At 58.2% G+C, this 26,929-nt stretch carries 26 protein-coding genes and 2 pseudogenes; 17 read left to right on the top strand and 11 right to left on the bottom strand.

Going from position 1 to position 26,929, the window contains the following annotated elements:
• The first annotated feature begins 43 nt into the window (after window positions 1-43).
• From merR to JOD69_RS21765, 3 genes are read left to right on the top strand one after another with little or no spacing between them, the layout of a single operon-like run.
• On the top strand, window positions 44-451 hold the full coding sequence (merR, locus tag JOD69_RS21755) for an Hg(II)-responsive transcriptional regulator (RefSeq protein ID WP_086133355.1): 408 nt from the start codon (window positions 44-46) through the stop codon (window positions 449-451).
• Window positions 442-1,155: a DUF4113 domain-containing protein gene (locus JOD69_RS21760; protein WP_205780965.1), complete on the top strand. Its 714-nt coding sequence runs from the start codon at window positions 442-444 to the stop codon at window positions 1,153-1,155. Before merR ends, JOD69_RS21760 begins: the two co-directional genes overlap by 10 nt.
• A 24-nt stretch (window positions 1,156-1,179) precedes the next feature.
• Entirely contained in the window at window positions 1,180-1,374 is a 195-nt protein-coding gene (locus tag JOD69_RS21765; RefSeq protein ID WP_210024279.1) for a hypothetical protein, read from the top strand.
• Window positions 1,375-1,379: 5 nt separating this feature from the next.
• Here JOD69_RS21765 and JOD69_RS21770 read toward each other — a convergent pair whose 3' ends face one another.
• Entirely contained in the window at window positions 1,380-1,721 is a 342-nt protein-coding gene (locus JOD69_RS21770; protein WP_210024280.1) for a hypothetical protein, read from the bottom strand.
• Between the two features lie 43 nt (window positions 1,722-1,764).
• Between JOD69_RS21770 and JOD69_RS21775 the strand changes: the two genes are divergently transcribed.
• Entirely contained in the window at window positions 1,765-2,277 is a 513-nt protein-coding gene (locus tag JOD69_RS21775; protein WP_210024281.1) for a DUF6516 family protein, read from the top strand.
• Complete coding sequence (locus JOD69_RS21780) at window positions 2,258-2,602, top strand: transcriptional regulator (protein ID WP_086133353.1); 345 nt, start codon at window positions 2,258-2,260, stop codon at window positions 2,600-2,602. The genes JOD69_RS21775 and JOD69_RS21780 overlap by 20 nt, the downstream gene beginning before the upstream one ends.
• A 332-nt stretch (window positions 2,603-2,934) precedes the next feature.
• On the opposite strand, the gene JOD69_RS21785 is transcribed toward JOD69_RS21780, so the two are convergent.
• Complete coding sequence (locus tag JOD69_RS21785; RefSeq protein ID WP_156881751.1) at window positions 2,935-3,441, bottom strand: hypothetical protein; 507 nt, start codon at window positions 3,439-3,441, stop codon at window positions 2,935-2,937.
• Between the two features lie 277 nt (window positions 3,442-3,718).
• Here JOD69_RS21785 and JOD69_RS21790 point away from each other — a divergent pair, with 277 nt between their 5' ends.
• A complete protein-coding gene (locus JOD69_RS21790) occupies window positions 3,719-4,612 on the top strand; it encodes a hypothetical protein (protein WP_086133351.1) in 894 nt (297 codons plus the stop codon).
• 977 nt (window positions 4,613-5,589) lie between these two features.
• A pseudogene (locus tag JOD69_RS21795) lies at window positions 5,590-6,138 on the top strand (hypothetical protein); the annotation flags it as partial.
• A 510-nt stretch (window positions 6,139-6,648) separates the two neighbouring features.
• Here the strand turns inward: JOD69_RS21795 and JOD69_RS24935 are convergent.
• From JOD69_RS24935 to JOD69_RS21810, 4 genes are all read right to left on the bottom strand, one after another.
• Complete coding sequence (locus JOD69_RS24935) at window positions 6,649-6,942, bottom strand: DNA/RNA non-specific endonuclease (protein WP_347257607.1); 294 nt, start codon at window positions 6,940-6,942, stop codon at window positions 6,649-6,651.
• 7 nt (window positions 6,943-6,949) lie between these two features.
• Window positions 6,950-7,546 carry a DNA/RNA non-specific endonuclease gene (locus JOD69_RS24940; protein WP_245245720.1) on the bottom strand — a complete coding sequence of 199 codons (597 nt, stop codon included), beginning with the start codon at window positions 7,544-7,546 and terminating at the stop codon, window positions 6,950-6,952.
• A gap of 142 nt (window positions 7,547-7,688) precedes the next feature.
• Window positions 7,689-7,964, bottom strand: a complete 276-nt coding sequence (locus JOD69_RS21805; RefSeq protein ID WP_086133349.1) for a plasmid stabilization protein — start codon at window positions 7,962-7,964, stop codon at window positions 7,689-7,691.
• A complete protein-coding gene (locus tag JOD69_RS21810; protein ID WP_086133348.1) occupies window positions 7,954-8,226 on the bottom strand; it encodes a type II toxin-antitoxin system Phd/YefM family antitoxin in 273 nt (90 codons plus the stop codon). The genes JOD69_RS21805 and JOD69_RS21810 overlap by 11 nt, the downstream gene beginning before the upstream one ends.
• 193 nt (window positions 8,227-8,419) lie before the next feature.
• Between JOD69_RS21810 and JOD69_RS21815 the strand changes: the two genes are divergently transcribed.
• Both JOD69_RS21815 and JOD69_RS24945 read left to right on the top strand, forming a co-directional pair.
• Window positions 8,420-8,713, top strand: coding sequence for a DUF6794 domain-containing protein (locus JOD69_RS21815; RefSeq protein ID WP_086133347.1), 294 nt, complete (start codon window positions 8,420-8,422; stop codon window positions 8,711-8,713).
• Between the two features lie 216 nt (window positions 8,714-8,929).
• On the top strand, window positions 8,930-9,139 hold the full coding sequence (locus tag JOD69_RS24945) for a DUF2721 domain-containing protein (protein WP_240506804.1): 210 nt from the start codon (window positions 8,930-8,932) through the stop codon (window positions 9,137-9,139).
• A gap of 183 nt (window positions 9,140-9,322) precedes the next feature.
• On the opposite strand, the gene JOD69_RS21825 is transcribed toward JOD69_RS24945, so the two are convergent.
• A complete protein-coding gene (locus JOD69_RS21825; RefSeq protein ID WP_086133346.1) occupies window positions 9,323-9,538 on the bottom strand; it encodes a (2Fe-2S)-binding protein in 216 nt (71 codons plus the stop codon).
• Window positions 9,539-9,649: 111 nt separating this feature from the next.
• Here JOD69_RS21825 and JOD69_RS21830 point away from each other — a divergent pair, with 111 nt between their 5' ends.
• Both JOD69_RS21830 and JOD69_RS21835 read left to right on the top strand, forming a co-directional pair.
• Complete coding sequence (locus JOD69_RS21830; RefSeq protein ID WP_086133345.1) at window positions 9,650-10,408, top strand: hypothetical protein; 759 nt, start codon at window positions 9,650-9,652, stop codon at window positions 10,406-10,408.
• Window positions 10,405-10,737, top strand: coding sequence for a DUF6794 domain-containing protein (locus JOD69_RS21835; RefSeq protein ID WP_086133344.1), 333 nt, complete (start codon window positions 10,405-10,407; stop codon window positions 10,735-10,737). The genes JOD69_RS21830 and JOD69_RS21835 overlap by 4 nt, the downstream gene beginning before the upstream one ends.
• Window positions 10,738-10,889: 152 nt before the next feature.
• On the opposite strand, the pseudogene JOD69_RS21840 reads toward JOD69_RS21835, so the two are convergent.
• The 4 genes and pseudogenes from JOD69_RS21840 to JOD69_RS21855 all read right to left on the bottom strand — a co-directional run.
• Window positions 10,890-11,645 (bottom strand): annotated as a pseudogene (locus JOD69_RS21840) (IS5 family transposase); the annotation flags it as partial.
• A 107-nt stretch (window positions 11,646-11,752) separates the two neighbouring features.
• Window positions 11,753-13,102, bottom strand: coding sequence for a transposase (locus JOD69_RS21845; protein WP_086133343.1), 1,350 nt, complete (start codon window positions 13,100-13,102; stop codon window positions 11,753-11,755).
• A 343-nt stretch (window positions 13,103-13,445) separates the two neighbouring features.
• Window positions 13,446-17,297 (bottom strand): helicase-related protein, encoded by a 3,852-nt coding sequence (locus JOD69_RS21850; RefSeq protein ID WP_210024282.1) that lies wholly within the window; start codon window positions 17,295-17,297, stop codon window positions 13,446-13,448.
• Window positions 17,285-20,416, bottom strand: coding sequence for a hypothetical protein (locus JOD69_RS21855; protein WP_210024283.1), 3,132 nt, complete (start codon window positions 20,414-20,416; stop codon window positions 17,285-17,287). Before JOD69_RS21855 ends, JOD69_RS21850 begins: the two co-directional genes overlap by 13 nt.
• A 555-nt stretch (window positions 20,417-20,971) precedes the next feature.
• Between JOD69_RS21855 and JOD69_RS21860 the strand changes: the two genes are divergently transcribed.
• The 6 genes from JOD69_RS21860 to tnpB all read left to right on the top strand — a co-directional run bounded on the left by JOD69_RS21860 (window position 20,972) and on the right by tnpB (window position 26,892).
• Window positions 20,972-22,900, top strand: coding sequence for a PRTRC system ParB family protein (locus tag JOD69_RS21860; RefSeq protein WP_210024284.1), 1,929 nt, complete (start codon window positions 20,972-20,974; stop codon window positions 22,898-22,900).
• Complete coding sequence (locus JOD69_RS21865) at window positions 22,890-23,330, top strand: PRTRC system protein E (protein ID WP_086133338.1); 441 nt, start codon at window positions 22,890-22,892, stop codon at window positions 23,328-23,330. Before JOD69_RS21860 ends, JOD69_RS21865 begins: the two co-directional genes overlap by 11 nt.
• A gap of 11 nt (window positions 23,331-23,341) precedes the next feature.
• Window positions 23,342-23,575, top strand: a complete 234-nt coding sequence (locus JOD69_RS21870; protein ID WP_139841004.1) for a PRTRC system protein C — start codon at window positions 23,342-23,344, stop codon at window positions 23,573-23,575.
• 81 nt (window positions 23,576-23,656) lie between these two features.
• Complete coding sequence (locus tag JOD69_RS21875) at window positions 23,657-24,823, top strand: hypothetical protein (protein ID WP_086133336.1); 1,167 nt, start codon at window positions 23,657-23,659, stop codon at window positions 24,821-24,823.
• Complete coding sequence (locus JOD69_RS21880; RefSeq protein ID WP_086133335.1) at window positions 24,820-25,590, top strand: PRTRC system protein B; 771 nt, start codon at window positions 24,820-24,822, stop codon at window positions 25,588-25,590. Before JOD69_RS21875 ends, JOD69_RS21880 begins: the two co-directional genes overlap by 4 nt.
• 147 nt (window positions 25,591-25,737) lie before the next feature.
• Window positions 25,738-26,892, top strand: a complete 1,155-nt coding sequence (tnpB, locus tag JOD69_RS21885; RefSeq protein ID WP_156881740.1) for an IS200/IS605 family element RNA-guided endonuclease TnpB — start codon at window positions 25,738-25,740, stop codon at window positions 26,890-26,892.
• Window positions 26,893-26,929 lie beyond the last annotated feature (37 nt).

Raw genomic sequence — 26,929 nt, forward strand, 5'->3', positions numbered from 1 at the left:
TGCTGTAACGTTACTTCCGTAGTTAACTACGGAGTCAAGCACCATGGAAAACGCTCAAGAGAATCTGACCATCGGGGCCTTCGCCAAGGCAGCCGGGGTCAACGTGGAGACGATCCGCTTCTATCAGCTCAAGGGCTTGCTGCCCCAGCCGGAACGGCCTTATGGGAGCATCCGCCGCTACGGGCAGGCGGACGTGGTGCGGGTGAAGTTCGTGAAATCAGCCCAGCGCCTGGGCTTCAGCTTGGATGAAGTCGGCCAGCTCCTGAAACTGGAGGACGGCACCCATTGCAGCGAGGCGGCCGACCTGGCCGCCCACCGGCTGGCCGATGTGCGCGCACGCATGGCAGACCTCGCGCGGATGGAAGAGGCCCTGTCGACGCTAGTGAGAGAGTGCAACGCGCACCACGGCAATGTTTCCTGCCCGTTGATCGCAGCTTTGCATTGCTGCTAAAGGGCCCACTTCGGCTCTTAGCGTACGATTTTTTCCGTTTTCTGAGACAACCCGATCCGAAGTGGCTGCGCCGGCACTTCGGCGTGGTGATGGAACGCATCGCTCTGGAACTGCGTGGTGTGTCGTGCCTATCTCTGGAAACCGTTCCCCCGCCCCGGAAGCAGATTCTCACCTCGCGCAGCTTCGGGGAGAAGGTCACCCGCCTCGAGGATCTGCGCGCCGCGGTCACCCGCTTTGCGGCGCGCGCCGGCGAAAAGCTTCGTGCGCAGGGGCTCTCCGCGCAGGCGCTCAGCGTCTTCATCCAGACCAGCCCGTTCGACACGGCCCAGCCCTATTACGCCAATGCCGTGAGCCTGGCCTTCGATGGTCCGAGCCAGGATTCCGGACACCTGATCCGCCAGGCGCTCCAGGGACTGGAGCGGCTCTTTCGCGACGGTTATGCCTATCAGAAAGCCGGGGTCATGCTCCTCGACCTGGTTCCGGCCGGCGTGGCGCAGACTGATCTCTTTCCATCCGAAGCGTCGGATCCGGTTCGCTCGTCCCGGCTGATGCAGGCGCTCGACCAGATCAACCGGCGGCACGGCCGCCAGACGGTCCGGTTTGCGGGCGAAGGGCTCAGCGAACGGTGGCACCTGCGCACCCGGCTGAAATCCCCGAACTACACCACCCGCTGGACGGAACTGCCTACGGTCAGGGCCATATAGTGTGTTCCAGGGATCACGATACCGATGAGCAACCAGACAGCCACCGACCCATTTCTGCCGGTCGGCTTCGGCCGGGTCAGTTGGGTGCCGCAGGGCTGGGAACAGATGTTTGCGGTCGCGAAAAAAGGAAGGACGGCAAGCCGTCATCGCGGACGCGATCGCCGCAGGCCTGCACCATTACTTCAACAAAGGCCTGGTATCGCCAACAAGAGACCTTAAGTAACCTACCCTATCGGGTCTGTTTTGCCACCTCTAGCCCGCGACGTGGAAAAGTCCTTAATCAGCTCCTGCTGCCCGGCAATCTGCGCACGAAGCGCTTCTAATTGGCCGTTGGCCTTACCGTTTTCGGTTGTGAGCTCAAGAATTCTCGCTCTTGTGGTATCCAGTTCGGCTTGAAGCCGCTTGATTTCGGCCTCCTGCTTTGCCATTCGCCCATTCAGAGCCTCGATCTGTCCCCGAAGGTTAGCCGCCGCCGCTTGTGCGGTGCCGGCTTTTTTCTGGGCCTCATCGCGTTCCGTATGGATACGGGTTAATCGCTCGGCCGTGCGGTGGGTTTCCTCGGCCATCCGCTTCCGCTGTTCGGCGTGTGTCTCACGCTCTGCTTCCGCCTTGGCTCTCACGGTCGCCAACTCGGTAAGCGTGGCCTCGAGTTTGGCGGTGGTCGACTCATGGCGTTTTCGTTCGGCGTCCAGCTCGGCGGCCATTCATCCACAGAAAATGTGGATCGATTGCTATAGGAATCATCCGGAAATTCCAGGCCAGGAATTTTCCGCCGATCTGTTGGATTTATTTACAACACCTATAGGTGTTGTTATTATGTCCAACATGAAAGCGCAAGAACTGATCAGGCGACGGGTCATCATTTCCGAGAACGCCTTCGCCGAGCTCGTGATTTGGCAATTACCTAAGCCCGTTCCTGGCAGTCGGCACCTGTTCAAATATCGGCTGGCTTTTGTGGTCAGAGGTGAATGCGTCTTGCGCTACGACAACGAAGCCGGCAAGGGCGACCATCGGCATCAGGGCAATCTCGAAGAGCCCTATCGCTTCTCGACCCCGCGCCAATTGCTGAAGGACTTCAACGATGACATAACGAGGTGGCGTGATGAAAACAGTGACGATTGATGTAAGGACTTTGGCGGACACGCTGTCGGACGTGGCGGAAGCCATGGATACCCTGACGCCTTCCGAGCCGCGCATCAGCTTCGAAACGCCGGAGCTGTTATGGAAGGTGCTGACCGCGAAGCGCTGGGAAATCCTCAAGACCATGACCGGCGCAGGTCCCCTGGCCATCCGCGAAATCGCGCGGCGCGTCGGCCGGGATGTCAAGGCGGTGCATGGCGACGTTCATGCCTTGCTCAACGCGGGACTGCTGGATAAAGCCGAAGATGGCAGGGTGGTCTTTCCATACGACGCCGTGCATGTGGATTTTGTGCTGAAAGCCGCTTGATCCGATCGCGGGGCATCTATTTACACGAGGGTGAACTCAGTAAGACCTCGCCCAAACCGAAAAATGGTTACGCATGATCACTTACTTCCCGATTTGGTTTTCCGGTTCTTGATGTATCGGCTTACGGTATTGGCATCCATCCACTGATTGCGTATTCCGACCGCATTCGACCACCCCCATGGGCGGGGGCGACACAGGGGCAACCTCAACTATGATCCGCCTCTTTTTCGGAGAGAAAGATCGGAATGGAGCGGTTATCCATGCGGACGAAGAAATCCTTACGGTTAGCCGATCGGTCATTTCAGTGCCCGCAGAGGGTCATTTGGCGTAGCTCATAGATGTTCGGTTCGTTTGAATGGCGATGCCGTTGGCGCTCCCCGTGTGTTATGAGCGTGCCCCAAAAGCTCGGCATTCCCCTGGATCGCCGCCAGCACCGCGGCGGGATTGGTGCCTGAAAAGCGCGCCAGTTGGCGAAGCACAAGCTGGCTCACGAAAACCGCATCTTCAAAGGGCATTGGGACCGCCCTGACCGGCAGCCCCGCTTGCTGGAGGATGACGTAAAGGTTCTGCGGCTGGCGCTCAATTTTGAACTGTTTGTCCTTGCGATCACCATGGAAGCGCGCCTCCATGTGAGAAGCATAGCCTAACAACACGGCGGCGAGCCGGGGGAGCTCACGTGGCGTCAGCTGCATCTGAATTTTGTTGTCCCAATCATGCGAGCCGTCTGCGGTGGCGACGGCGCCATGCACCCCGACCGTCGGCTGATTCTTTCGGGTGACCTCCGCTTCGAACGAAATCGCCGCGGTTTTCCCGTAAACATGCCACGCCCAATGCTCCATGAACACCCCTCGATTGTTCTTCAAATATTCTATTCTGATAACAGTATCTTAATATCCAACCCAACACGACCCAAGCCCTCCGATGGACATAGCACCCGCATCATAACCCCACCTGTTAAGCCTCTTCTTTTCTCTCCTCTCTCGTTCTCTCTCGGTTTGACGGCCGCTAGGTGGGATGGGGCGGGGTGACCGTGGGAATTGGTCGTAATCATTAAGATACTGTTATCAGAGTGTGTCTTCTGCTATCGTACCGGCAACCTAGCCAAGGGAGAGCCGAATGCCGGGTTTAGAGTCCCGCGCCCAAGTATTGCTGTTGGATCGGATTGGTCAGCTTGAAGCGGCGTTGCAGCAGCTCGCCGGGCTTATCGTGGCGGATCAGGAAAGGCCCTGTTGGGTCGAAGGGCATGAGCGGAGTGGGCTTTCGAAAGCCCGAGAACGGTGTGCCGCGTTCATTCAGCGGATCGATTACACCGATGATCGGGATCCGGGCGGGACGGAGCAGCTGCAGGGGCTTTTGGGGTCATCCGAGGAGACCTTGTCGGCGGTCGCGGAGGTCAACCAGCTCAAGGATAGGCTCCATGATTTCTTGATGTGCCTCGATTCGGGGGTTTTGGAACCACCTCGCGGCGCGGCCACGCAACGCGCTTGGACGAGCAAGCTATTGACCGCCATCGGCCGGGCGCGGTTCAATCGGCGCCAGGCAACGCGACACCTGGTGGTGCTGGATCAGCGCCCGATCGCCGCCTCCTTTTTCTGGGGGCGCGTCCGCAAAATCGTGAAAATCACCCGCGCTCAAGCGCAGGCCATGTTGGAAAAACGTCTGGCCGAATCGGACGATCGGGACCCTGCGCTACGCTATCAATACGAGTGCCTGTTGAATCTTCCGGAGCATGAGCCTTTGGCGCAGGTTCAGCAGCTCAAGGATTACCCCCGGGTCAATCTCGTCTTCCCGGGAGATTCCGGTGATCTCCGCCATCGGCGAACGGTTCGAAAGCAAGTCATGGCACTTTCACCGATTTTCTATCCGGCCGAACCCTTGGCGAGAACCCCGGAGGTGGTGGCCTTGCCCGAACAAGGTCAGAAGCGCCAGCGCCTTCGCCGGGTCGACCTTCAAGTGGAAGTTCGACCTTTCTTGCCAGCAATACGCGTGCACCGCTACCGGACGGAGTAAATAGGTAATTCCTTTATTCTCGATCTCCGGGATCACCAGATAGAACATCGGTGCCCAGATTTGGCGGTCTGTGGTTTAGGGACTGGGCGCTGGTCCGGAAGTGGGCCGGATCAGCAGTCCCGATGCTCTTCGGGAAATGTGGTACGACGACGAACCGGCGGCGCGTCTCGCCAGCGAACGGCGTGTGCAACAGAATGCGACGGGGTTATCCATTTGATTTTGTCGCGGAATCAAATACAGACGGATGAACCCGCGGCTCGATCCCCTGGCGGATTTGGTCGCAATGCCGCTGGCACAGTCCAATTTCGATGGATCGCCCGGCATGCTGGAGCTTGTGGACGATCGCCGAGGGCAACCGGCATCGACCACCTTTTGTCGTTCGAGCCTGACACCGCTTGTCGCCCTGCCACAATTCGAGCAGTGCGGGTGCGGGCGGGGTCTCGGGCACTACTTCCAAAGCTTCGCCCATGCGCTTTTCGATAAATTGCTCGATCTCCCCGACCAAGTGCACCGGGACTCGCATTGTTCGGGTTTCACAGTTCCACTTCGATTTCCGGCCAGCGCCGATTCGTTTTCCGCCTTGTGTCATCTCGCATCCGATGATTTTGTGACGGAATCAGTTTACGCCGCGAACACTAATCGTGTCACGACATCCATTCCACGGGATGGCCGTCATCGCCTGCCAAGATTAGGCTGATCTGCCGGCGGTCGATCCAGGTTGAACCCCACAGCCGGATTTTTGTTGGTTGCCCGCGAACGACTCCCGCTACCATGGCGTGACCGCCTCGCGCGGCACATCGCTATTTTTGATCCGCTCACTGCGTTCCTTCTGATTTCGCGCTCAAAGTTCCGATTTCGGCCATTTATTGCAACGCCGGCTTCGGCCAACGACGTTATGCTCATGGATATGTCGATTTGGCGCTCGGGGCGACGTCCCCAGGACTTCATTCCACAGAATCACACAGAGGAATACGCCGATGGCTGAACGAACCCCTCCCGCGATCAGTCGCCCGGTTTTTGAACGTACCATAACGGTTCATAGCGAACAGGCGTTGCGCGTCGTCCGCCGCGTCTTTCCCACGCTGGTGCGATCCTTGTACGCTATCGACGTCATCCTCCGGATCATCGGGGAGGAAGCCGAGATCGATGCAGTGGAAGGCACCGTCAGCAAGATGATCGGCGACTGTGCCAGCGAACTGGAACGCGAGAAGTCCCGAATGGAAAAACTGTGTACCGATAACGGCGTGACCGAAAAGCCGCGTTACACCCATCCCATGGACTTTAACGCGCGCATCGTATCGCCCCAGGTCTCCCAGTTCGTGGCGCTGATCCAAATGCTCGATGAACTCATGATCGCTATGGACGCCCTCTGGCTCTGCGGTGTGCTCACCAACAAGCAATGCGGACAGGCGCACTATCAATGGCAGCAGCGATTGCTGCGACTCGGTCGGCGCATCATTACCATCGAACGGCGCGCCCATCGGGCCGCCTATGCAAAGGGCCATGGCGAGGAAGTCCAAGCGGCGCGTGAAAACTCCGGATTGGCGATTGAACCCGAAGCGATCCTTGATCCGGAGGGACCAAACGCTCCCGGCGATGGTGGCGATGCGTCATCCGCCGAAGCGGAATCCGACCCAAGTGGACCGGATGCGGAGAGCCCCGAAACTGAATCTCTTGAAACATCTACGACTGAAGCTGATAAGTCCGCGTGGCGGAGATTGGCTGGTCTGTAGAAGGCGGCGCCGATATCGCCATGCAGCACTTTCAACGATCACGACAGCCACGGTTTTCAACCGGAGGCCAAACCGTATCTGACGGCAACGCGGACAAACCCGGCTTTGCACCCTGCGGCCGGGTTTTTTGGGGCTCATGTTAAAACCGGCAGGATCTCAGCGTACATGGTTGCACTGCATTCAGCATAAAGTAAAGTAATACGGTATAACCCAATAGTGTAAAGTCACTTTACAAAAAATTCGCAAATTCGTTCAAAGGCAGGATTCCGTTCTGGAGCTTACGCGCTGCGCCGCGAGAGGGGCTTAGCCCTTATCACACCCGATCGGCACGACCCAACTTCCCACAGGCTTCGTCGTTCTCGCATCTCCGGTGACCGGCAGCATTTCCCCCGTCAGTTGCTCGATCTCCTCCACCGTCACGAGGTAGTCGTCCAGCCTTTTCGCTGTAGCTTCCTTTGAATTCGGCACGATCCACGCGATCGTTCTGCCATCGCCGCGGATCACCACTTTCCAGAACGCATCCGGTGTTTTCACGCCGTGGCTCTTGATAAAGTAATCATCGGCCAGGTTGCTGCCCCAAATCACACCGCCGATCACCAGCAGTTCATCGATATCCCGGTAGCACTCGACGATGTCCTCGGTCAGCTTCCATGCCCCCCCGGTTCATCTGCGAGGCCTGCGGCAGGATATTGCTCATGTAGTTCGACTGCTGGATCGCCACCGGCGAATGGTCGAGATGATTTGCTGGCACTTGATGGCCTCGGTCATAGACGTGGCCGTAGCCTTTCGGGCTGGTCTGCTGGCACTCCTTCGGGACGTAGGGATCAAGCCTGAAGTCATTGGCTCGCGCCTCGTTGCCGCCGTCACGCTGAGCATTGTACCGCCACTTCACGGCGCCGCGTTGCTCGCAGTCGAGCCACACGGTGAAGCCTTCGTAGTCAAGGCGAAGCAGCTTGCCTTCATCGCTGATTTGGGTGGGCGGAAGGACCACCTTGCCGGTGGATGGAGTCTCGGCCCGGAGTTGGATAATCGGAGCCGCCGGCGCATGGTCTTTTGTTTTGGCGAGGTGGTCGCCGTTACAAGCGGTAAGGGAAACGCAAAGGAGCAGAGGCAGGATAGAAATACGGCGCATGAAATTTTCGTTCTTCTTAAATTTTCTGCGGAGTAGGGCCAGGTCGTCCCAGTCCGGCGGTGAAAACAAAAACGTCTATATCAAAAGCCAACCGTTCGAGTCATTGGCTGCGCCCTCTCCTCCCCCGTAGCCCCAATCTTCCATAGCGTCCAACCTACCTATCGCCGCTGTGACAGATGTTGCGAAGTGCCATGGTTCCCCGACCATGGATTCAATACACTTCGCCGTGGCTGCCGACATCGACGAAGACAATTTCCTGTTCCCTGATCTCCAATTCCAGCGTGATGCGGTATTGTAGGGAGATCGAGACCGAATGCAGGCCGGCCAGCCGCCCTTGTATCGGGTGCAGGCGCAAGGACGGGTGCATCGGATTCTGCTCCAGCAGTAATAGGGTTTTGAAGTAGCGTTCCCGAAGGTCCGGGTGCTTTTTGAGGAATGCCTTTTCTCTTTTCTGGTAAGAACCAGGGAATATCAGTTTATAGGGCATTCTCGTCCAATTCCTTTTGCAAGCGCGCGATGTGCTCCTCGGCGGTGGCTTCTACATAGTCGCCTTGATCGATGGCTGCACGCGCCTCTTGCCAGGCGGAATGAATTTCCGCCTCGCGCAGCCGCTCGTAATGCTCGATGTCCATAACCACAAAGCGCGGCTTGCCCCGCACACTGATGATGGCTTCGTCCTGGTCTTCCAAAGCGGCTTCCAAGGCGGAGACGCCCTTCGATTTTAGATCGTTCGCGGTAATGGCTTTCATGGGCTTTGCAACCGTATTATTAATAAATCGATTTTACGCACGGTCTAAAATCCTCTCAACAGTCTGGTAAGCACGTCTGGACGCAGCAAACACCTAAGCTTATCCACAATTTCTGTGGACAACTTTGTGGCTAGACCGTCAACATTCGCGCTTTTGACTTGATTTCCACCAGCTTACGTTCTCTGTAAAGAAAATGAACAATCCGTTACAGTCGTCCGATTCAAAGGCCGATCAAGAATGGCCTCGCACCCTTCAAGAAGCCGTAGACCAGTTGATCGTCCTGTTGAGTCAGACTGAAAAAGACAAAATTGCCGCAGCGCCCGACGCGGATGCCATCATCGTCCACTTCAGTTTGGGGGCTTATGTCCGGAAGGTGTTTGGTCTTTGGCGCGGGAACAAGGCGCTGATGGTGTCCTGCGGCGCCCTCAATCCCGAGGACGCGTCAACCGTGATTATCCGGGAGCTGTGGGCCAGATTGCGGCGCTGATCCCGTGTGTGGTGTGAGCGCAGCTTGCTACCTTCCTGAAGAAGGGGATCACGCTCATAATGCGCGGTCTTCCGCCGAATCGTCCTTTTATCCGACCATTGTTTCAGTGAGGCTGACCATGCAAGCCACCGATATCGCTCATGTCATACAACTTGCGGTGGCGCCGGTCTTTCTCCTGACCGGCATCGGCGCGCTACGTCAGTCCTCAGCGCCCGCGTGGCGTACTGGGCCATCAGCCTCTGTACCGCCTGTGCGCTACTCATCTGCACGCTGATTGTCATTCTGTTCGTCGGCGCCTTTCTAAGCCTGGATGTTTCGAGCGCCATCGCGATTCTCTTCATCGCTGCGATGGCCGCCCTGATCATCGGTCTTTATTGCTTCCTGCACGAAATTTATCCGGCGACCGCCAGCTTGCGGTTTCGATAGCGCTCGCGAACCGATCCAGATAAGGGCCGAGTCGTGCGTATACCCTCCCCTCATCCGTGGCAGTCACCTGTTACGGATAGGCCGGGTCGGCGAATCCGAGCAGCAGCCGCCAGGGGTCTCGTGAGCGCGCGGGAATCCCGTATCGACAGTGTGAGCGGTCTTCTGGGGCAAAACAGCGCAAGGCTATCGGGCACTGTGCGAAACAGACGAAGTGTATTCGGCTAGCAAGGCCAGAATGTCGGAATCGCAGGCCCCGCAACCTGAACACGCGCCGGTCGCTCTCGATAGGCTGTCCAGGTCGTTGACGCACTTATCGACAAGTCGCCTGATCTGTCCCGTCGTCGTCCCGCTGCAGCGGCAAATCACACCCTTTTTCTGGTCTGGATAGTCGATGGTCATCACAATAAAGGAAATCTCGAACTCTATCAGAGGAGACCCAGCATTATTTCAAAGAGCCTACAATAATCCCAAAGCTTGGATGATTCTGATCAAGGAGACAAAATCCCTGCCATGCCCGCGCTGCTTGACCTTGCCGGATGTCGATATGGTCAACTCACCGTGTTGAGACCCAACGGCCGGCTGAAATTCGGACACGAGCAAACCGCCTGGCTCTGCCGGTGCGACTGCGGCACCGAGATTACCGTGCCGCAAAACCGGTTTCCACATCGAGCTTCAATCAGTTCCCGCCATGCCGTCACCGCCTGCCCGGAATGCCGGCGGCCGCGTTGCGTCATCTGCGGGGAAGTTGTCCGGCAAGGCTCGCTGACCCGCGAGACCTGTTCCGAGGCCTGCGCGAAAGCGCGCCGCAAGCAAATCCAGAACGCCAGCTATCACCGCCGGGTGGCCCGCAATCCGGACCTGAACAAGCGCCGAGCCGCACGGGTAAAGGCGCGGGCCAAGGCCGATCCGGTTTTCGCCGCACGGCTTGCGGAACAGACCAAAGCGGCCCAGGAGCGGCGGAAAGCCCGAATCAAAACCGACCCCGCCTGTCGCGAAACTGTTCTGGCCCGGCAGCGGAACTACTACGCCAAGCATGCGGCCGAGATTCAGGCTAGGCGCCGAGCGCGATTGGATGCGATGACACTCGAACAGCGGGAGCCCTGGCTGGAACGGATGCGGCGGTACGGGCGAGCCTACCGGCAGCGCTGGCGGCAGGAGCTCAAAGCGAATCCCGCCCGGCACCGGGAGTATCTCGACTGGATGCGGGAGTACCGACGCCAACGCCATAAGCAAAAGCAGACAACCGATAGGAGAACATTGCCGCAATGACGAAACCATCCACGCCCACAGATCCAGCCGGCTCCGGCCAGGACTGGCCGCGCACCCTCAACGAAGCGGTAGACCGATTGGCGCGCATGCTGAGCCATACCGAAAAGGAGGAAATCGCGGCGCTGACCGAGGGCGATTTGATCGGCCTGCATTTCGGTCCTGGTATGCGGATTCGAAACGAATTTAGCCTGTGGCATGACAATAGCGACCTGCTGATGAACTGCCAAGGGATCAAATACGGAGATGCCGCGGATAGTTACTTGTCCATAGATCCGGACGACGCTTCGATGATGATAATTCGGGTACTGTGGGCGCGGCTGCGGCATTAGGGAAGCTCTGAACAAATCCGGAGATGGCAAAAGCGGTACTCACAGTCATTCAAAGACGGATCTAAAAGCGCCTTTGGGAGATTTGCTCGCGGTTTACCTTGAGGACATGGCAATCCGAGGGCCATCTAGCATCCACCGGACAGATCTCCCCCTCAGGCGAGCAAGGCTCGCCGCTTGAGGTAGAGGTTCGCCAGCCCGACCAGCGCGAACACCTGAGCGGCATTCTTGGCCAAGCCCCGGTAGCGCACCTTCACATACCCGAACTGCCGTTTGATGATCCGGAACAAGTGCTCGACCCGGCTTCGCACCGAAGACAAGCGCCGGTTCCTGGCTTTCTGTCCCGCTCCCAGCGCACGCTGCGGCGGCGCCTTCAAGTTGATTCCCCAGAACACGCCGGCCGCCCGTGCGGCCCGCTTCAGCCGATTGTCCACATAGCCCCAGTCCCCGAACACCGCCCGATCGTCCTCGCGAAGCAGGTCCGGCAATTGGCTGAGGTCGGAGGCGTTGGCCGGCGTCACCGAAACCGTATGCGCCAACCCGCTGTTCACGTCCGCCCCCACGTGCACCTTCATGCCGAAAAACCACTGGTTCCCTTTCTTCGTCTGATGCATCTCCGGGTCCCGAGCTTTCCCTTTGTTTTTCGTCGAAGGCGCTGCATGAATGATCGTGGCATCGACCATCGTGCCGCCCTTAAGCAGCAGTCCCTTCTCTTCCAATACATCATTAATCGTGTTCATCAGCTGGGCCGTCAGATCGTGCTGCTCCAGGAGGCGGCGGAAGTGGAGAATCGTCGTTTCGTCGGGAATGGCATCCTCGCTCAGTTCCACGCCGGCAAACCGGCGCATGGACTCGATCTCGTATAGGGCCTCCTCGGCGGCCGGATCGGACAGACCATACCACTGTCGTAGCTCAGCGAGGCAAAAGTCGTCTGCTTCATCGGTTCATTCCACAAGACCGGTGAGACCAGCGTACCACAATGAATTTTTCAGAGGTTCCTTAGCTCAACTTTATCCATTCAAGCCGCATAACAGAGTGAATCGATAAAGCGATCCAGTAAAGGGCGCGGGATTTTTATCATGTCGGCCTCGTTTGGCGAGGTTGAAAAATACTCGTGGCTCCATAACCATCGGCGCACGGAAGCGATGGTGTCGGAAAAAGTGGCTTGCGGTTTGGCATACCAGGCAGTGCTGCGCAGATACACCTGCCCGGTCGAGAACAGATGTTGCGCCAGCAAGGTCACGATGGCATACAGTCCCAACAGGCAAGGCGTGGTCCGGGCAATGGCTTGGTCCGACCATTGGCGCTGGGTTTCCATGCCGAGGTGGGCGCGGGCTTCTTCGAAGGTGACTTCCATCTGCCAGCGCTGCACGAAACACTCGAGAATGAAAGCCGGCGTGGCATGCCCATCCGTGCATAACAAGGCCTGAGTTTCGAATTGCCTCAGCGGATCGCGAATCAAGACCCAGCGCAGGGGGATGACCGGCATGCCGGAGTGGTACCACACGGCCGTGGCGCTGGCGAGTTCGACTTGGCGGTCGTGCTCGCCGTACCAGAAGGGAATGGTCAACGGGGTCCATCGGGTGGCCGGATTGACCAGCACCTCGGCCAGCGTCGGGAGTCGTTTGCCCTTGCGGCGCGTGCGCCCGCGTTGCCCGGCGCAGCGGGCGGGCGCCGGCGCATACAGTGCGGCATCCAGGCGCAAGCGGGTGATGACGGTGGCATACGGTCTCGCCGCACCGAGAAAATCCAAGGCGGCGAAGGTGCTGTCGGCCACGATGACGATCTGTCGTCCCGGCAACCAGCGCGCCACTTGTTTGACCATTTGGCGCGACCAGTCGGTCAGGGTCTTGTGCCGTTTGCCTTGCCGCTCGTGATAGCGTTCGGAGGGGCATAGCGCCGTCAAGAAAGGCAGCGCCCACACCCGCATCGCCCACGGGATGGGCACGAGCAGCATCAGGCACAGCCAGCGCAAGCCGCTGACCTTGACGAAGTGGCTGTGGGAAGAACGCACCGGATCGCGGTAGATGCCGCGCGCGGCAATCTTGGCGCCCCAGCGCCGCTCGATGGTGTCGTCCAGACCGAAAAGCAGCGGCCCCTGTGGCGCAAAGGTGCGCACCAGAAGGGATAACAAGATGCGGCTGGCCGCCAGAGGAGACCAGGCGGCCCGGTTCAAGACCCGATGGTAGGTTTGAAAAGGGGATTGCTGGTCCAGGCCCATGACGCGCAGCACGGCCGTCACGGTGCGTTTGCCGGTGGCAAGTATGGCCCCGACGACCAGCACCGGTATCGATGAGAACACCCGTTTCGAGAACAAAGGGGCGAACGCCGTGATCAAATGGGTAAACCCGGTTGGCAAGGTCGACATGATGCCCCTCTTGTGCTGGAGAAGTCATCAATAGACTGCGTTGACCGGGTTTCCGTTTAATCATCTCAGTAAATGGATAAAGTCGAGCTTAGCCATGTCGTTACGGAAAAATGCAACAACGCAGGCAGAAACCGAAGAAAACCATGAACGGGTGGCTCGCCAGTATGTATGTCCCTGCATCTCTAACAGTCGCGGCCTATATGCCAATGCCCGGTAAACTGTGCCGCTCGGATGAGCAAACGGCTGTTTTCGAGACGATCTATTTCAGTACCGCTAAGCCGTCCAGCGTCATGACAAACTAGGGGGCTCGGGATTTCTTAACGCACCTGATCCCCATCAAGCTTCACGCGGTACCCTCTGACAAAAGCAGCATATTGAGGAGGTTCAACTCGCTCGATGCCATGAAGTAACGGTCGTCGAAAACCATATCGAATTTCAGAGGATTGGTCTGACCCACACCTGCCGCCCAAGGCATCGCTTCGTAGCGAGGTATCGCTGGCATCACGGCATTACTGGCAGAAAGTGCCCGGCCAAGGCCATTCCGCCACAATTCCGGCTCTTCCACGGCCTTCGGCTTGTCGTCATGCGCTCGGGACGGTCGAACAAACTGAACGTAACCCGCCGGTAGAGCTACCCAGGTATCAGGCGATTTCAGCTCCTTCAGCGTGTTGAACTCGATTGCGGCATCTGGCTTCTCACGGGCAAGGAGACGGAGAAGGTTGGCCGCAGGGACTCTCAGGCTGCTCGGCAAAGCATCAGTCTCATCGATACTCTTCAGTTCCCAGTACAGTCGGCGGGTCATCTGCTCGACATTGGTCAGCTGCCCTTCAAATGAAAACAGCTCGCGTTTGTCGAAATCTGCCCAGTGTTCGAGCACCAACGGGCCGGCGAAATAGATATGCGCCGGCAAGCGAGGCCTCCCCTCGGCATCGGGCAGAAGCGGGGCAAGGGCTGTACTGGCTTGGTCAAAGAACTCACGGGCGTCCTCGCTTTTCACAAAGGAGGCGCCATCCGCGTTCTTGCAAGCGGTGGCTTGCAGACGAAACCGTGCAAACAGGTCGTAGCAGTGGTTTCTGGCTGAACCGACGAGCCCAGCCAGTTCCGAATTTCCCTCCCCTTTTACGTAGGTATCCGCCTCCGCCAAAAACTCCAACACGTACTGGGACATCAGGTTCAACAATTCCTCCAAACCGACGCTTCCGACCGGCACCAAGGCCAGATTTTGGTTCAGGCCAGCATCACCAGTGATCCGGGTAAAGATCGTGGCACGCAGCATGACCAGCAAGGTCATGAGATCCAGTGACTGGCGGAGCCATTGCCGTTTGTCCAACGTTTCCCCGTGCACCAGGAAGTCGTCGACCAGCATGACGAGCCTCCGAGGGACCGAGTCCCCGGGAATTTCATTGCCCTCTTCATCATGGTACTTCCCCCGACCACGATAGATGAGCTGTGCGATTTCCATCAATGCGGCCTCGACATTGAAGCGCGGTACGGCCGCGATGATCCAGTCGGTCTTCGGGAATGAAACTCCCCGCGCCCCTGACGACGTCATCAAGAATACCTTGATGCTGTCGCGGGTTTTCTCCTCTACCAGTTTCTTGCGTCGGGATCCCGGAATCGATGAATCGAGAATCTGGACGTTGTGTTCGTTCAAGCCGAGCTCGGTGTCCTGCGTGAGCGTATTTCGGAGCGACCGCAGGAAAAGCTTGTCCTGCGCGAAATAGATGACCTGCTTGGCGCCTCCGGCAACGGCGTTCCGAATTTCTTGAGCGGCATTCTCAAAAAGCGCCTCCTCCGCAACACGGCGGACAGCCTGCCGGGGTGTTTCAAGCAGACCGGGCTGTTTTTCGATCAGGCGAACGGTTGACAGGTTGACTCGGTAACGAACGGTCAGCTCGCTGGCCGGGTAGCTGTTGGTCATGACATGCAGGACTTTAGGCTTGCCGGCGTCGATCGCCACTTTGGTGACGGCTAGCGCAAAAGGCTTACGGCCCCGTGATTTGGAAATGAGGATTTTGTCCGGCGCCCTGTCGCCCGCATTCAGATAGCGGTCGAGGACCAGCTCGTTGCCGAGAGAGGCATCGGATATGACGAGGATGACCGTAAAGGGCGACTCTCCTGCCTCGAAAGGCTCAATGAATTCGTCCTTCAGCCAACGGGCAACCGCATGGACGAACGGCGCGCCGGCCCCGTCGCCCGCGAGCTCATCGACCATCACGACGACCGTCGGCATCCGCTGGGCAACGCGGCGGCGCTCTTCGATGCCGGCGCGCCTTGCGACCGATTCGCGGAAGAGCTGAGAAAGCGACTGGATCGTGTTGCGCCTGTTTGCCTTCTCGCGGAATCCTTGGAGCGCTGCCGTCAGAACCACGCGATTGACCTCTGGGTTTTGGGCCAGAAGTTCCCGGGTCGTTAAGGACATCGCGGACAGCACGCCGAGCAGCGGCCGCTCTTCGACCTGATCTTCATGTTCGGACAGTGTCGTCTTACCCAACCGGGATCCGGCGTGCTTCGCCTCGATCTCGTGCTCTTGCTCGGGCGAAAGGAACAGGATGCTGTTCCGTGGAACGTTTAGATTTTTCACGCCGTCGACCACGACGGCGCCGTCGATACGGCGCTCCCCATCCAACCCCTGCTCGACCTGTGAACGATGGTATCGGGGTGCGGCAGAAATGATTTGGGCGTTGGTCGTGATCGTCAGGATACCGGACGGGGCTCCGTCCTTCCTCGCAAGTTTTTCCGTCACATCACGGTTGATGACAACGCGCGGGCTGACGTAGAGAAAGAAATAGCCGGATGACTGTTGGGCGAGGTACCGAGTCACCGCAGTGGTTTTACCAATCCCCGGATTGCCTTCGAGCCCGATGACATTGAGCTTGCCCCGTTTGGCTGCGCCGAGACCCGCGACGATGGCGGCCGCGTGCAGGTCGCGGAGCGCCACGGTTATCTCGCCGGTGCGCAAGTCCTCCAGCGCCCGTGTAATCGCATTCTTTGCCGAACCGCCGAAGTAATCATTGATCTCGGGACTTTCCTCCACTAAGGCCAGCGCTTCGTCCGTGGAATACCTCTGCATTGGATTCGCAAATTCCGGCACTTTTTCCTCGAATTCGAATCGGTAATCCGTGCCCGGCGTTGGAATTTCGCGCAGGCCTTTTAGACCGGATTTGAGGCTCTTAGGCAAACGACTGAGAATCTGACGAAAAACCGCGTCGACTTCCTGGGTGAGCCCCGCTTCGTCATCATCCTGTCGCTTCACCGCCTTACGATAGGCCGTTCCCAGCTGTTGCATCAAAGCAAAGCGCGGATCCTTCACCCCGCCGGGCAAATAACGCGCGGCGAGACTTTCCAGGCCGTTGGGGGTGATGGCGAGCGCCCGGACGACGCACGGTTTGACCAACAAGCCGTAGCGTTCCAATACCTGTACGGTGGACTCGGCATAACTTGCGGCCTGGCATAGCTTGTAGAACGGCTTGTTGTCGGATGTGAACGCGCCGAGATGAGCCTTGATATCGTCGGACAGCTCGAAGCGCTCTTCCTCGACTTCCGCGGAAACTCGCGCAAATACGCCGCGTGAGTCCACGTACCGGCGGTAGCGCAGCAGTTCTTCGAGGTGCGCCGTCTCCTCGCTAAAGTCTTCCAGTGTGGCGGGACAATCGTAGGAGTATTCCTGGACCAGGATATGGTCCTCCTTGTGGGTACCTGACAGCCACAGGAGGAAATCGGCGCGCGCCGGTCGGCCCTTATCCGCCAAGGCCGGGTCAACCGGCCCCTTTAAGCCGAGCAATCGGTGAATTTCGGCACAGGACCGCTCTCGTTCGGCGTCGAAATCTTTCTGGCTCGGAAGCGTCAAGGGACACCAGAGTGCGCGCCGGGTAAGCGCCTGGTTGGCAAGCGGCTGGCGGAGTTTCCGGAGGTATTCCCGCATTGCGGTGTAGCCGAGCCCATAGGTAACCGTCGCCAGATGTTGGAGCGCCGCGTGGATGTGTTCCTTGAGCGTCTCGTCAACGACTTGAAGCGCCCGAACCACGGCTTTGTATACCTCCGAGGTTCTCGTTTCCCGCCAAGGCTTAAGATGCGGGTCGTCGAGAGAAACCAAGCCGTGATCTGTCAGGCAGCCCAGTACGCCGCGTTTGACGAAGATTTCGTAGGCCTGCCCCCAAATGACGGCCTGTTGCTGAAAGGTCAACTCCTCCATTCGGTTTTGTCCTTGTGCAGCACCTTTGTGACATGCGCCAAAAGCGCCGGAAAGGACAGAAGGACGGAGCCCTTGCCGCGCCGGCTCATCACTTCCAACTCGCCCGCGGCCGCATTGGTCGCTGGCGTCGCCCACCCGAAGGGATCGAGCACCGGCAGTACTTGCTGCTTGGTGGCCGCTCGCTCGCTTTCCAAATAGTGCAGTCCCCTCAGTACACCCAAGATGGAGGCGCGAACCGCTTCGCCTTCGGGTGTCGTACCCAGGATGTTTTGGCGGATCGCTTCACTCCATTCGATGTTGGAAAGACGCTGTTCGATGTCGAAGAAATACGTGCAAAATCCGGACTGCGGCCGACCTTCTTCGGTCACTACGGCCAAGGTGGCGAAGGTGTAGACCGGCTGCAGCCCGCGGATCAGTTCCCGCTCGGATTCCTCGTACATCCGCTGGTGATCGGCAAAAGTTACGACCTCGAAGGCGCTCTCGTTGGAGCCCCTTGTATGCAGCCGGGTCGCCGGAAAAACGTCCCGGCGGAGAGGGTATAGGAACACATCGGGGAATTTTGTGGCGGCGGATTCCAGGAACTCATGCGTGCCGTGGGGGGCGTGCCGCTCGGCGGCTCGGCCAATGTGCCGGTTGCCGAAGTGATGCGAAAGCAGCACGATATGTCGAAACTCCTGCTCTCGAAACCGGGCAATTTCTTCGAGAATCAGTTGCGGCTCGCGGAAAGCCCGGCGGTTTTCGACCAGGCGCGAGTTCATCCGGCCGACGTAAATCGCCATACCGTCTTTCCGGCGGACGCCGTAATAGCTGCGGGAGACGAACAGAAAGCCTTCGGCATCCGGATAGAGCGGATGGGAATCGCAAGGTCGGGTCACGTAGGAAAGCACCGCAACCTTTTCCAGGCTGCCGCCCGCCGTGGTGACGATCGGGAAGCGACCCTGCATCGCCATCAACGAATTCGTCTTTCGATAGCGGATGGTTTCGGCTTTTCCTTGGGTGTGGAACCCCTGCATCTTGACCAAGAGCTCCCGAGACAGGGCCTGCTCGATGGCCTGACAGGCGGCATAGACGGCGGCATTCCCATCCGTGGCGTCGGATTCTTTCCCGCCAGGTTGCAGGCGCACTAGATACATCGCTGGACGTTGCCGACCCTCGATGGACTGAGCGCGGCGTGCAAGTTCCAATAGTACGATGTAGCTCAACAGCGTGAACGCAGCGCAGCCGGCTGTACGAAGCTGCTCACGAGTCGCTTTGTCCTGATCTTTCGCCCCCTTGGAAAGGCTCAATGAGCGGACGTCGTACTCGATATCGATGCCACGGCCCGTGTCGAAGCTCGTGGACACCGTATCCGCTAGCCGCCATTGCTTGATGCCCGCCGCGTCCTTTTCCTCCTTGAGCGGGACGAACCGTACCGGTAAAACCGGTTGGGTGAGATCGCGGGACATCCGGATTTCGTGCCGGAATCCCACAGGCGTTATCGAACGCTCCATCAGGTGCGTTTCGACCGCATACGAAGCCAAGGAACCCGGCACTTCCGCCAGGTTGTCAGTAACGACGAGGTGCTGGAACCAGGCAATGTGGTCATGGCCTTGGTCATTCTTGACCAAGATTTCCGTGTTGTGTGAGGCCATGGTCCGAACGACGGCCCAGTCGACGATCCTCTTGTGCACGGCGACATAGAACTTGTCCGCGATTCGATTCGCATCCTCGACCAATTTGGCGGATTTCGTTTGAAGCACCTTGATGAGCGATTCCGCGATGCGTTCCATCACAGGTTCCCGAAGGCGCAGCTTGGCGATGAGTTCTTTGACCGTTCCGAGCGGGTCGGTTTTCAAGGCCCGTGCAATGCCGTCAGCTTCCGTCTCGATGTCTTCGCTGCCGGGTGAATCAAGCGAACTTGGAATGACCAGGTACAGAAACACGAGTTCGGCGATATGGCGTCCGGTATGGCCGTTGATTACAGGGTCTTCCACCAGGCGTTCTTCAATTCGGTCCAGCCGAGCCGCGAAGGCACTTTTGCCGGAATCGGGGCTTTTGCCGTTGACGCGGAATCGGTAGGAGACCTCTCGCCGGGTCGCAAAACCGTGTTCGGGATCGGTACGAGCCTCGAAAATTTGCACGGCCCACTCCGCCCAAACCGGGAGGCAGCTATAAAACAGCGCTTTGCGCAGGTGGTCCGACAAATCGGTGCAGCTGCGTTGCCCATACACCGTACTGACATCGAGCGGGAGTGTTCGTCCGGCCGTACTGGCGTAGGTCCGGAAACACGCGAGCACCCGGTCGACGTAGGCCTTCAGGGAGGGATCCGAACTTCGGGTCGCGATAGACGCCATCGATTTGAAGGTGACCTGAAGGCGAACCCTTGCTAACGCGTCATCATCCAGGAAATCGAGAAAGCGCTGGATTTGACTCCCCGGCTGGCCACGCTGCATACGGATGCTGGCAAGAATGGGCTGGATTTCGTCGTTATCCAGGTCCTCATGGCGCAAATAATTTTCGATGCCTTTTAGGAGACGTTCCAACCAGTCCCGACCATCCACCGTTTCAATTGCTGACAATACCCTCGCGACGTCTTTTTCCTGTTCGGCTGCTTTGCGGCTTGGAGCGGCGAAGCCGACCGGCACCACGGCCGCGATGCCTGGCGAAGGATACAGCGGGACATTCAGATTCCGAGCGAATAACTCCAACGCCTGGTTGGATGATGGAATGACAAGGGATTGCAGCGGTGCCGACTGCAATACGGTGTCGATCTCACGTGCGATCGCCTGGTGAAGTCTTTCCAGGGCGGCTGTCGTTTTGGCCTCCGAGCCCGGTAGGAGCCGCCCGCCCATCTTGCTGGTCGTTCCTCTGGGAGGCGATTCAAGATCAAACAGGAAGCCAGTGTCGCTGCCATGCGCAAAATCATCCTTGAACTCAGGAAACTGATATAAGCGGCGAAGCACTGTGGCTAGGTTGAACCGGATACGTTGACGTTGCCCGCTATAGCGGGCGAAGCCAACCGGTTCTGAATCGTCCGTCGAAAGTGCGGCAACGAGTAATTCCGCGAGCCGGGAAAGCCAGATAGATGGCGTTCGGGTGCGCGCGGAAATACTGGCACCCCCAGTCAGGGGAACGTTCATGGGTCATGCTCCTTATCTTGGTAGGGACACCACTTCACCCGGTCGGAAGACCCATCCGGCGGGTGGTTAAAGGGGGTTGATGATCAAAGTTTATAACCCTTTCTTAATTCCGGTCACTTGATTATCCCGCTGACCAAGGTCATTTTCCGTGCTTTGAAGATCATCATCCGGCTTCTTGGAGGACGGCTGCACTATTAGTTAGCCTTGCCTATACAAAGGCACGTATGGATATCAGCACAACGCCGGCACAAAACGTACCGACGCTTGTCGTCGAAAGTTGGCTGTCGTGGTCGGACAGGCTTTTTCGCTTTTTAGCGTCTGGACGACACCCTGTAGCTCGGCTGCTCCAACGTACAACACCGGTCCCGACCAAGGGCTCGACACCGTAACCAGCCCGGTCGTTCGGTAATCGCAATCCGGACGCGGTAAACCGGGTTGCGATATTAATCCGCAAACTTCCTCTTTCGGCTTGCATATCCGCACTTCCCTGAGATTCTGACTCCGTGGTTTTTCACGCTGCTGCATTTATGGGACTTGTACTACGGAGACAAGATCGTGCAAACCGAGACCGAAAACAAATTTCTACGTTACCTCCCTCTTGACCGAGTCCACGTTCAACCGGGTTTCAATCCTCGTAAGTTCTTCGACGACGCGGAGTACCGCGAATTGACCGAATCGGTCCGGCAGAATGGCGTCCTCCAGCCCGTTGTGGTGCGTCCTATTCCAGATCGCCCCGACAACTACTGGATTGTCGCCGGAGAACGGCGTTACCGCGCTGCCAAAGATGCCAATCTCGTCTTGATTCCCGCTGCCGTTCGCGATCTGACTGACCACGAGGCGATGGTGGTCGCCACCATCGAGAACACGCAAAGGGCGAATATGTCGCCTGCGGAAGAAGCCGAGGCGGCCCGAACGGTGCTTATGGGCTGCGGCAACGATCGCCAGGAAGCGATGCGACTTCTGGGATGGAGCCAAAAGAAGTTTGAATCCCGTCTGCTCCTACTTCATGCAGACCCTGAGGTACTAGAGGCTTTGGCCCAACGCAAGATCAAGCTTGGACACGCGGAACTCCTATCGCAACTGCCGCGCGACTTCCAGACCGCGACGCTAGCGAAGATCATTGAGCATGGATATTCGGTTGCCGATCTTAGGGACCGGCTGGCGGCGTTTGCCCTTGACCTCTCCAAGGCCATCTTTGACATTTCCGGGTGCGCCAACTGTCCCCATAACTCGACGATGCAGGCGAGCTTGTTCGAAGAGCACATAGCGTCCGGCAAATGCGCGAACCGCGAGTGCTTCCAGGCCAAAAGTCAGTCTGCTCTCGACGAGAAAAAACGCACTCTGTCCGAACAGTACGCGGTCGTCTACCTCGACACCGAGCGTCCGCCGAATTCCTATACGATCCTTTGCCAGCAAGGTCCCCAGGGCGTCGGGAAACACCAGTTCGAGCGCGGATGCCGCCAATGCGCCCATTATGGGGCACTGCTCATGACATCTCCTGATCGCCTGGGCGAGGTCAAGGAGGATTGCTGTTTTGACCTCGGCTGCCACCAGAAAAAAGTGGATGAGTACCGGGCGACTTCGAGTGTGGCCACGCAGGTTCGAAGGCAAGATCAGTCCGGGATGCCGTCGAGAACAACGGGCCGTATCGCGAAAGGCGCAACCGCCGCAAGCGGTACAGCCGACTCGGGCAATCCCAAGGCGAAAGCCGCCAGTGCCTCGGCGTTGCCGGGCAAAGTCGTCGAGGCGATCGAAACGTTTTATCGCACCCTGAGCGCGAAGATCGCGCCGGACGACCCAAGAGCCGTTCTATGCCTCGACACGTTTGCCCTGTACCGATTCCTCGCGGCCAGCGCCCCAAGCACGCTGCTCCCCGACGCCGTCCGGGACAAGGCGTTTCAACTGACGAATTTGGATGCGTTCGTCAACGCGCTTTACCCGCTCGCACTCGACGATCTGCGGGCGTTTCATCGGCGGCTGTTGGTTCACTTGCTGAGCGAGCACGAAAAAACGTCCTGCTTCAACAAGCCCTTCGCCAAAGGCGCTGCGGCGCTGGTCAAGCACTCGGGGACCAAGCTCAGCGATCGCTTCGTGCTCGACAAGGACTTCCTCGGCGCGTTCACGAAGGCGGGCATCGAGGCGGTGCTGCGCGAAGCGGTCAATGGCAAGGGCGAGCGATTCGTCGAGCACTACGAATCGCACGGCGATAAACAGACATTCGCGACGCTGATGAAGAAGAAGCACGGCGAGATTCTCGACGAGGTTTTCGGGTACGGATTCGATTTCAGCGGTTTCGTGCCGAGTTGCGTTTCGGGATACCCGCGAGAGGATAAGGATCGGAACGTACGCGAAGAGACAGCCTCGTCGCCGGTGACGGCAAGGACCAGCGCCCAGGCAAAAGGCTCGGAACGGCTTGGCCCCGAACGCGACGGTCCAGAACCATCCGAGTTCGAATACGCCGAAGAGGAAACCGATGATATTTGAAACTTTTTTCGAAATGCTCGAATACGACGAGCGCATTCAATTCACGGTCGCCCGCAAGGGCGACCAGTTGAGTGTCCTGGTGCAGCCTGTGTTGCGCGGTAGCGTTGACGATAAGGCACCGGAATATATCCAGACCTTGCGGGGCGCATTGTCCATGCCGCTGTACGTGGAAACCAGTCCGGCGGTGCTGGACCGGGATTTTCCACGATCCCTAGCTGAATTCGCTGGAACGCGGGAAACGATCTGCAACGATTTGCGGGACGCTTTGAACCGCCTAAAGGAGGCCGGTAAACAGGCCCGCGTGGCTACCGACAACGCAACTTCTGCCGCACAAGCATCGTCGGGCACCCGTGCGAACGAAGGGGCCGCTGATTCCGCTCCTGCTCAGAGTAACGTCGCCGTGTCTGTCACCGAGAAATCGCTTTTTTGAGGATCGTGCCGATGAGTTCTCAACAACCACCCACAGCTTCCACCGTTATTCGCCCTGTTCGGGTGTTCAAGATGGGTTCAGTCCGCTTGGCCGATCCCGCCCCTGAACTCCCGCCTCTTGAGGCACTGCGCTTGTATGCGGCGTCCTACCCGCATCTAGCCCAAGCGGAACTCGACGAGCCTCAACTTATAGGGGAAGAGTTGCACTATGCCGTCAAGCTCGAACCCGTCAAAACAAAAGGGTGAAACGAACGGTTTAGCCTTTCTGCGCCAATGGGGGAGTGAGCCTGCCCCGGAGCAGGAAAAGAGAGACCAGGAGGACGACGGATGCTATCGATTCAGGCTGACGCTGCCGAAATTCAGGCGGCAGGCGCTTACGGGCATCGATTCAGCCCGTCTGCCCCTGATCTGACCCTGTTCACATTACCCCGCCTTGGCGTCGCGCTGGATGAACCGCTGGAGAGCATCCGGGAACGGCGAGCCAGGGCCTATTTCGACGAGCATCGCCCTGGCATTGCCAGCCTTATCCTGCTTGCGCACCACATGGGCGTGGTCTCGGAAGGCGAGATCGACCGCGCCGTTTCAGACGGCTGGCGAGACTTTTACCGCTTGCATTGCGAGGCTCTTAGCCGCATCGCGGCCCATCTCGAAGCCCAGGCCCGCGCCCTCGCAGGGAGCGATTGGCCTCACGGTGATTTCGAATCGATCGGTATGGCGCTGGATCGGTTCGAAGGAGAGTTTTGGCTCCTGTTATGGGCCGGTTTCCGCTTCACGCAAGTCTCTCTGTGCGAGCTTCCCCGCGAACTTGGCCGCATGGTCTACGGCTGCCTCCACTGGATCGTCAATCGGTTGGGTTTCGGCCTGCTGGCCCAGGACGCATTGGACATGTGGTTTGGCCTTGAAGAGGAATTGGAGGCTTACGAGGAGTACAGAAAGGAACATCCCCATAAAGATCACCGTCAGTTCGCCCGCGAGGCCCTCGCCACTCACCTTTTGCCGTTCTGCGAGTTCACGGACAACATTGAGGACCTCGTCTGTCGTCTGGATTTCCTGCAGTCCGTTTTGGACGAGAGGGCTGACCTTTGGTGGGGCAATCCGCCGGACATGTCGGAAATCCGAGCGGCGGTCGTTGAGTGGCGGCGTCGATCACCCGATCTGTACTGTCATCCCTGGACAAGGTTTATCCAGAAGACCGTCCTTGTCTTTAAAAGACATCGTCGTAACACAGCTAACTCGGAGTTCGTTGTGATCGAAGCCGAATGCGGCGACATGGAAGCGCTCCTGGATTACGCCCATATCGTCGGTTTCGGTCTGCCCTGGGAAGGCGGCGTTGCCGACGACTTCTACAACCAGCTCTATCAGACGGGAGAAACGCCAGTCCTACGCTTGAAGCTGCACCCTGTTGCGATTTCAAAGGTTGCTGAGAAACTCGAATCGATAGCCCAGGCACGTGGGCTGTTGCGTTTGGCTGAAGTCATTGAAAGGTCTCTATGACAAACCACACCGATTTTTTCGAGGCTAGTATCCCGCAGGAACCGTCCATCTCACCGCGCGTCGCGTTAATGTTCCACGACGTCACGAATTTAGGGGATCGTTATCTGGTTCCGAAGTGCGTTGCCTCTTTGCATGACCTTACGACCGGCGCAGACGGCGCTCCCGTCATTGGAGCGGGGCGCTTGCTGTCCATGAAGGATATAGAAGCGCTCTTGCGCTCGGTCCTTGGACAACAAGGAGGCGGTACCGGCGTACTCCCCGCCCAGGTGGTGTCGATTTCGGGGACACATCTTGCTTGGACCGTGCCCGCGCGGGTGCGACCGATGCTGTTCAATATGGTCGGGTCGTCCTTGCAAACGCTTGTTGTGCCGTGGCCGAGGCTCTTGCTGGTCGCCACCGCAAATAGGCGTCTCGCGGTAGCCGCCTTGAAGGGACGTGCTCGACCCATGGCGAAAACCCGGCTCTACAACGCGCCGTTGATGAACGTGGGCTGTGATGGCGTGGTTTGTACAGGGACCGCAACCCTGCCCGGCGGGTGCGGCATCGAGGACATGGCGGGTTGGGAAGCGGTACTGTTCGATACCGCGTTTTCCCACGTCAATAACCGATTGACGCTATTCCAGGAGAACGACGCGCCCGTGGATGACAGGACGCACTTTCGATTCTGGGCTGCCCTGGCCAGGAAGAAGGTTGAAACGTTCCCCGTCGAGCGATTGGTGCCGATGGGCATGACCGTCGATGAATTTATTCGGACGCATGCCCGATGACTCCGCAAGAACATTTGTTGGTCTGTTTGATCCGTCTGCGCGTCAGACCCCGCCGTTCAGGGCGGGGAAGGATAGCGCGGCGTTGAGCGGACGCAATGTCGGCGGAACGCCAAGGAGAGGCTTAAGGATTTTTTAAATTAGCACATCATGAATGTCGTTCAGCGCGCCTACCGCTATCGTTTTTATCCGACTGCAGAACAGGAAACCATCCTGTCGCAAACGTTCGGGTGCGCCAGGTTCGTATACAACCATTTCCTGCGGGCTCGGACGGATGCGTTCTATCAGGAACAGAGGCGGATTGGGTACAACGAGACCGCCAAGTTGCTCACGAAATTGAAGCAGCAACCGGACATGGCCTTTCTGCAAGAAGTCTCGAATGTCGTCTTGCAGCAATCGCTGCGAAATCTCGACGCGGCATTCAAAAACTTCCTACAAGGTCGGGCGCAATATCCGACTTTCAAGAAGAAGCACGGCAAGCAATCCGTTCGCTACACGAGATCGGGGTTTCGCTGGAAGGACGGACAGATTTATCTCGCAAAGATGGATGAGCCTCTGAATATCCGTTGGAGCCGTTCATTCAAAGGGGAACCATCGTCCGTTACGGTCAGCAAAGACACGGTGGGTCGGTATTTCATATCGATTTTGGTCGAGGAAGAGATCAAGCCGTTACCGGTCGTCAACAAGATGGTCGGTATCGACTTGGGGCTGAAGGATGCTGTCATCCTGAGCGAGGAGGAGAAAATCCCCAATCCCAGCTATCTGCGCAAAGCAGAACGCAAGCTGGCCCGTGCTCAGAGGCGTTTGGCGAAGAAGCAAAAGGGGTCCAAGAACCGCGCTAAAGCTCGCCTCAAAGTGGCCAGGCTTCACGCGAAGATCGCCGACAGTCGCAAGGACTGGGCGCACAAACTCACATCACGGCTGGTGAACGAGAACCAAGTGCTGGCCGTGGAGAGTTTGCAAGTCAAGAACATGGTCAAGAATCCAAATCTCGCAAAGGCCATATCGGATGTGGGCTGGGCCGATATAACCCGGCTATTGGAGTACAAAGCCAATTGGTACGGGAGGACCTTTGTTCAGATCGACAAGTTTTATCCGTCGAGCAAACGCTGCTCGACCTGCGGTCACATCCTCGACACGCTCACGCTGGACGTTCGTTCATGGACCTGTCCGGAGTGCGGGGCCGAGCATTGCCGGGATGTCAACGCCGCCAAGAATATCCTGAGTGCAGGACTGGCAATACTCGCCGGAGCCGACGCGCTCAGGCTGCACGAGAAAAGTACCGCGGGGCACGCGGGAGCTTAGAAGCCTGTGGAGCTTGGGTAAGTCCTCGGCGGTTGAG

Source organism: Methylocaldum sp. RMAD-M, from assembly GCF_017832375.1.
Taxonomy (GTDB): domain Bacteria; phylum Pseudomonadota; class Gammaproteobacteria; order Methylococcales; family Methylococcaceae; genus Methylocaldum.

Coding starts and splice junctions, on each gene's coding strand:
- merR (WP_086133355.1), top strand. CDS start 44: ATGGAAAACGCTCAAGAGAATCTGACCATCGGGGCCTTCGCCAAGGCA.
- JOD69_RS21765 (WP_210024279.1), top strand. CDS start 1,180: ATGAGCAACCAGACAGCCACCGACCCATTTCTGCCGGTCGGCTTCGGC.
- JOD69_RS21770 (WP_210024280.1), bottom strand. CDS start 1,721: ATGGCCGAGGAAACCCACCGCACGGCCGAGCGATTAACCCGTATCCAT.
- JOD69_RS21780 (WP_086133353.1), top strand. CDS start 2,258: ATGAAAACAGTGACGATTGATGTAAGGACTTTGGCGGACACGCTGTCG.
- JOD69_RS21785 (WP_156881751.1), bottom strand. CDS start 3,441: ATGGAGCATTGGGCGTGGCATGTTTACGGGAAAACCGCGGCGATTTCG.
- JOD69_RS21790 (WP_086133351.1), top strand. CDS start 3,719: ATGCCGGGTTTAGAGTCCCGCGCCCAAGTATTGCTGTTGGATCGGATT.
- JOD69_RS21805 (WP_086133349.1), bottom strand. CDS start 7,964: ATGCCCTATAAACTGATATTCCCTGGTTCTTACCAGAAAAGAGAAAAG.
- JOD69_RS21810 (WP_086133348.1), bottom strand. CDS start 8,226: ATGAAAGCCATTACCGCGAACGATCTAAAATCGAAGGGCGTCTCCGCC.
- JOD69_RS21815 (WP_086133347.1), top strand. CDS start 8,420: ATGAACAATCCGTTACAGTCGTCCGATTCAAAGGCCGATCAAGAATGG.
- JOD69_RS21825 (WP_086133346.1), bottom strand. CDS start 9,538: ATGACCATCGACTATCCAGACCAGAAAAAGGGTGTGATTTGCCGCTGC.
- JOD69_RS21830 (WP_086133345.1), top strand. CDS start 9,650: ATGCCCGCGCTGCTTGACCTTGCCGGATGTCGATATGGTCAACTCACC.
- JOD69_RS21835 (WP_086133344.1), top strand. CDS start 10,405: ATGACGAAACCATCCACGCCCACAGATCCAGCCGGCTCCGGCCAGGAC.
- JOD69_RS21845 (WP_086133343.1), bottom strand. CDS start 13,102: ATGTCGACCTTGCCAACCGGGTTTACCCATTTGATCACGGCGTTCGCC.
- JOD69_RS21850 (WP_210024282.1), bottom strand. CDS start 17,297: ATGGAGGAGTTGACCTTTCAGCAACAGGCCGTCATTTGGGGGCAGGCC.
- JOD69_RS21855 (WP_210024283.1), bottom strand. CDS start 20,416: ATGAACGTTCCCCTGACTGGGGGTGCCAGTATTTCCGCGCGCACCCGA.
- JOD69_RS21865 (WP_086133338.1), top strand. CDS start 22,890: ATGATATTTGAAACTTTTTTCGAAATGCTCGAATACGACGAGCGCATT.
- JOD69_RS21870 (WP_139841004.1), top strand. CDS start 23,342: ATGAGTTCTCAACAACCACCCACAGCTTCCACCGTTATTCGCCCTGTT.
- JOD69_RS21875 (WP_086133336.1), top strand. CDS start 23,657: ATGCTATCGATTCAGGCTGACGCTGCCGAAATTCAGGCGGCAGGCGCT.
- JOD69_RS21880 (WP_086133335.1), top strand. CDS start 24,820: ATGACAAACCACACCGATTTTTTCGAGGCTAGTATCCCGCAGGAACCG.
- tnpB (WP_156881740.1), top strand. CDS start 25,738: ATGAATGTCGTTCAGCGCGCCTACCGCTATCGTTTTTATCCGACTGCA.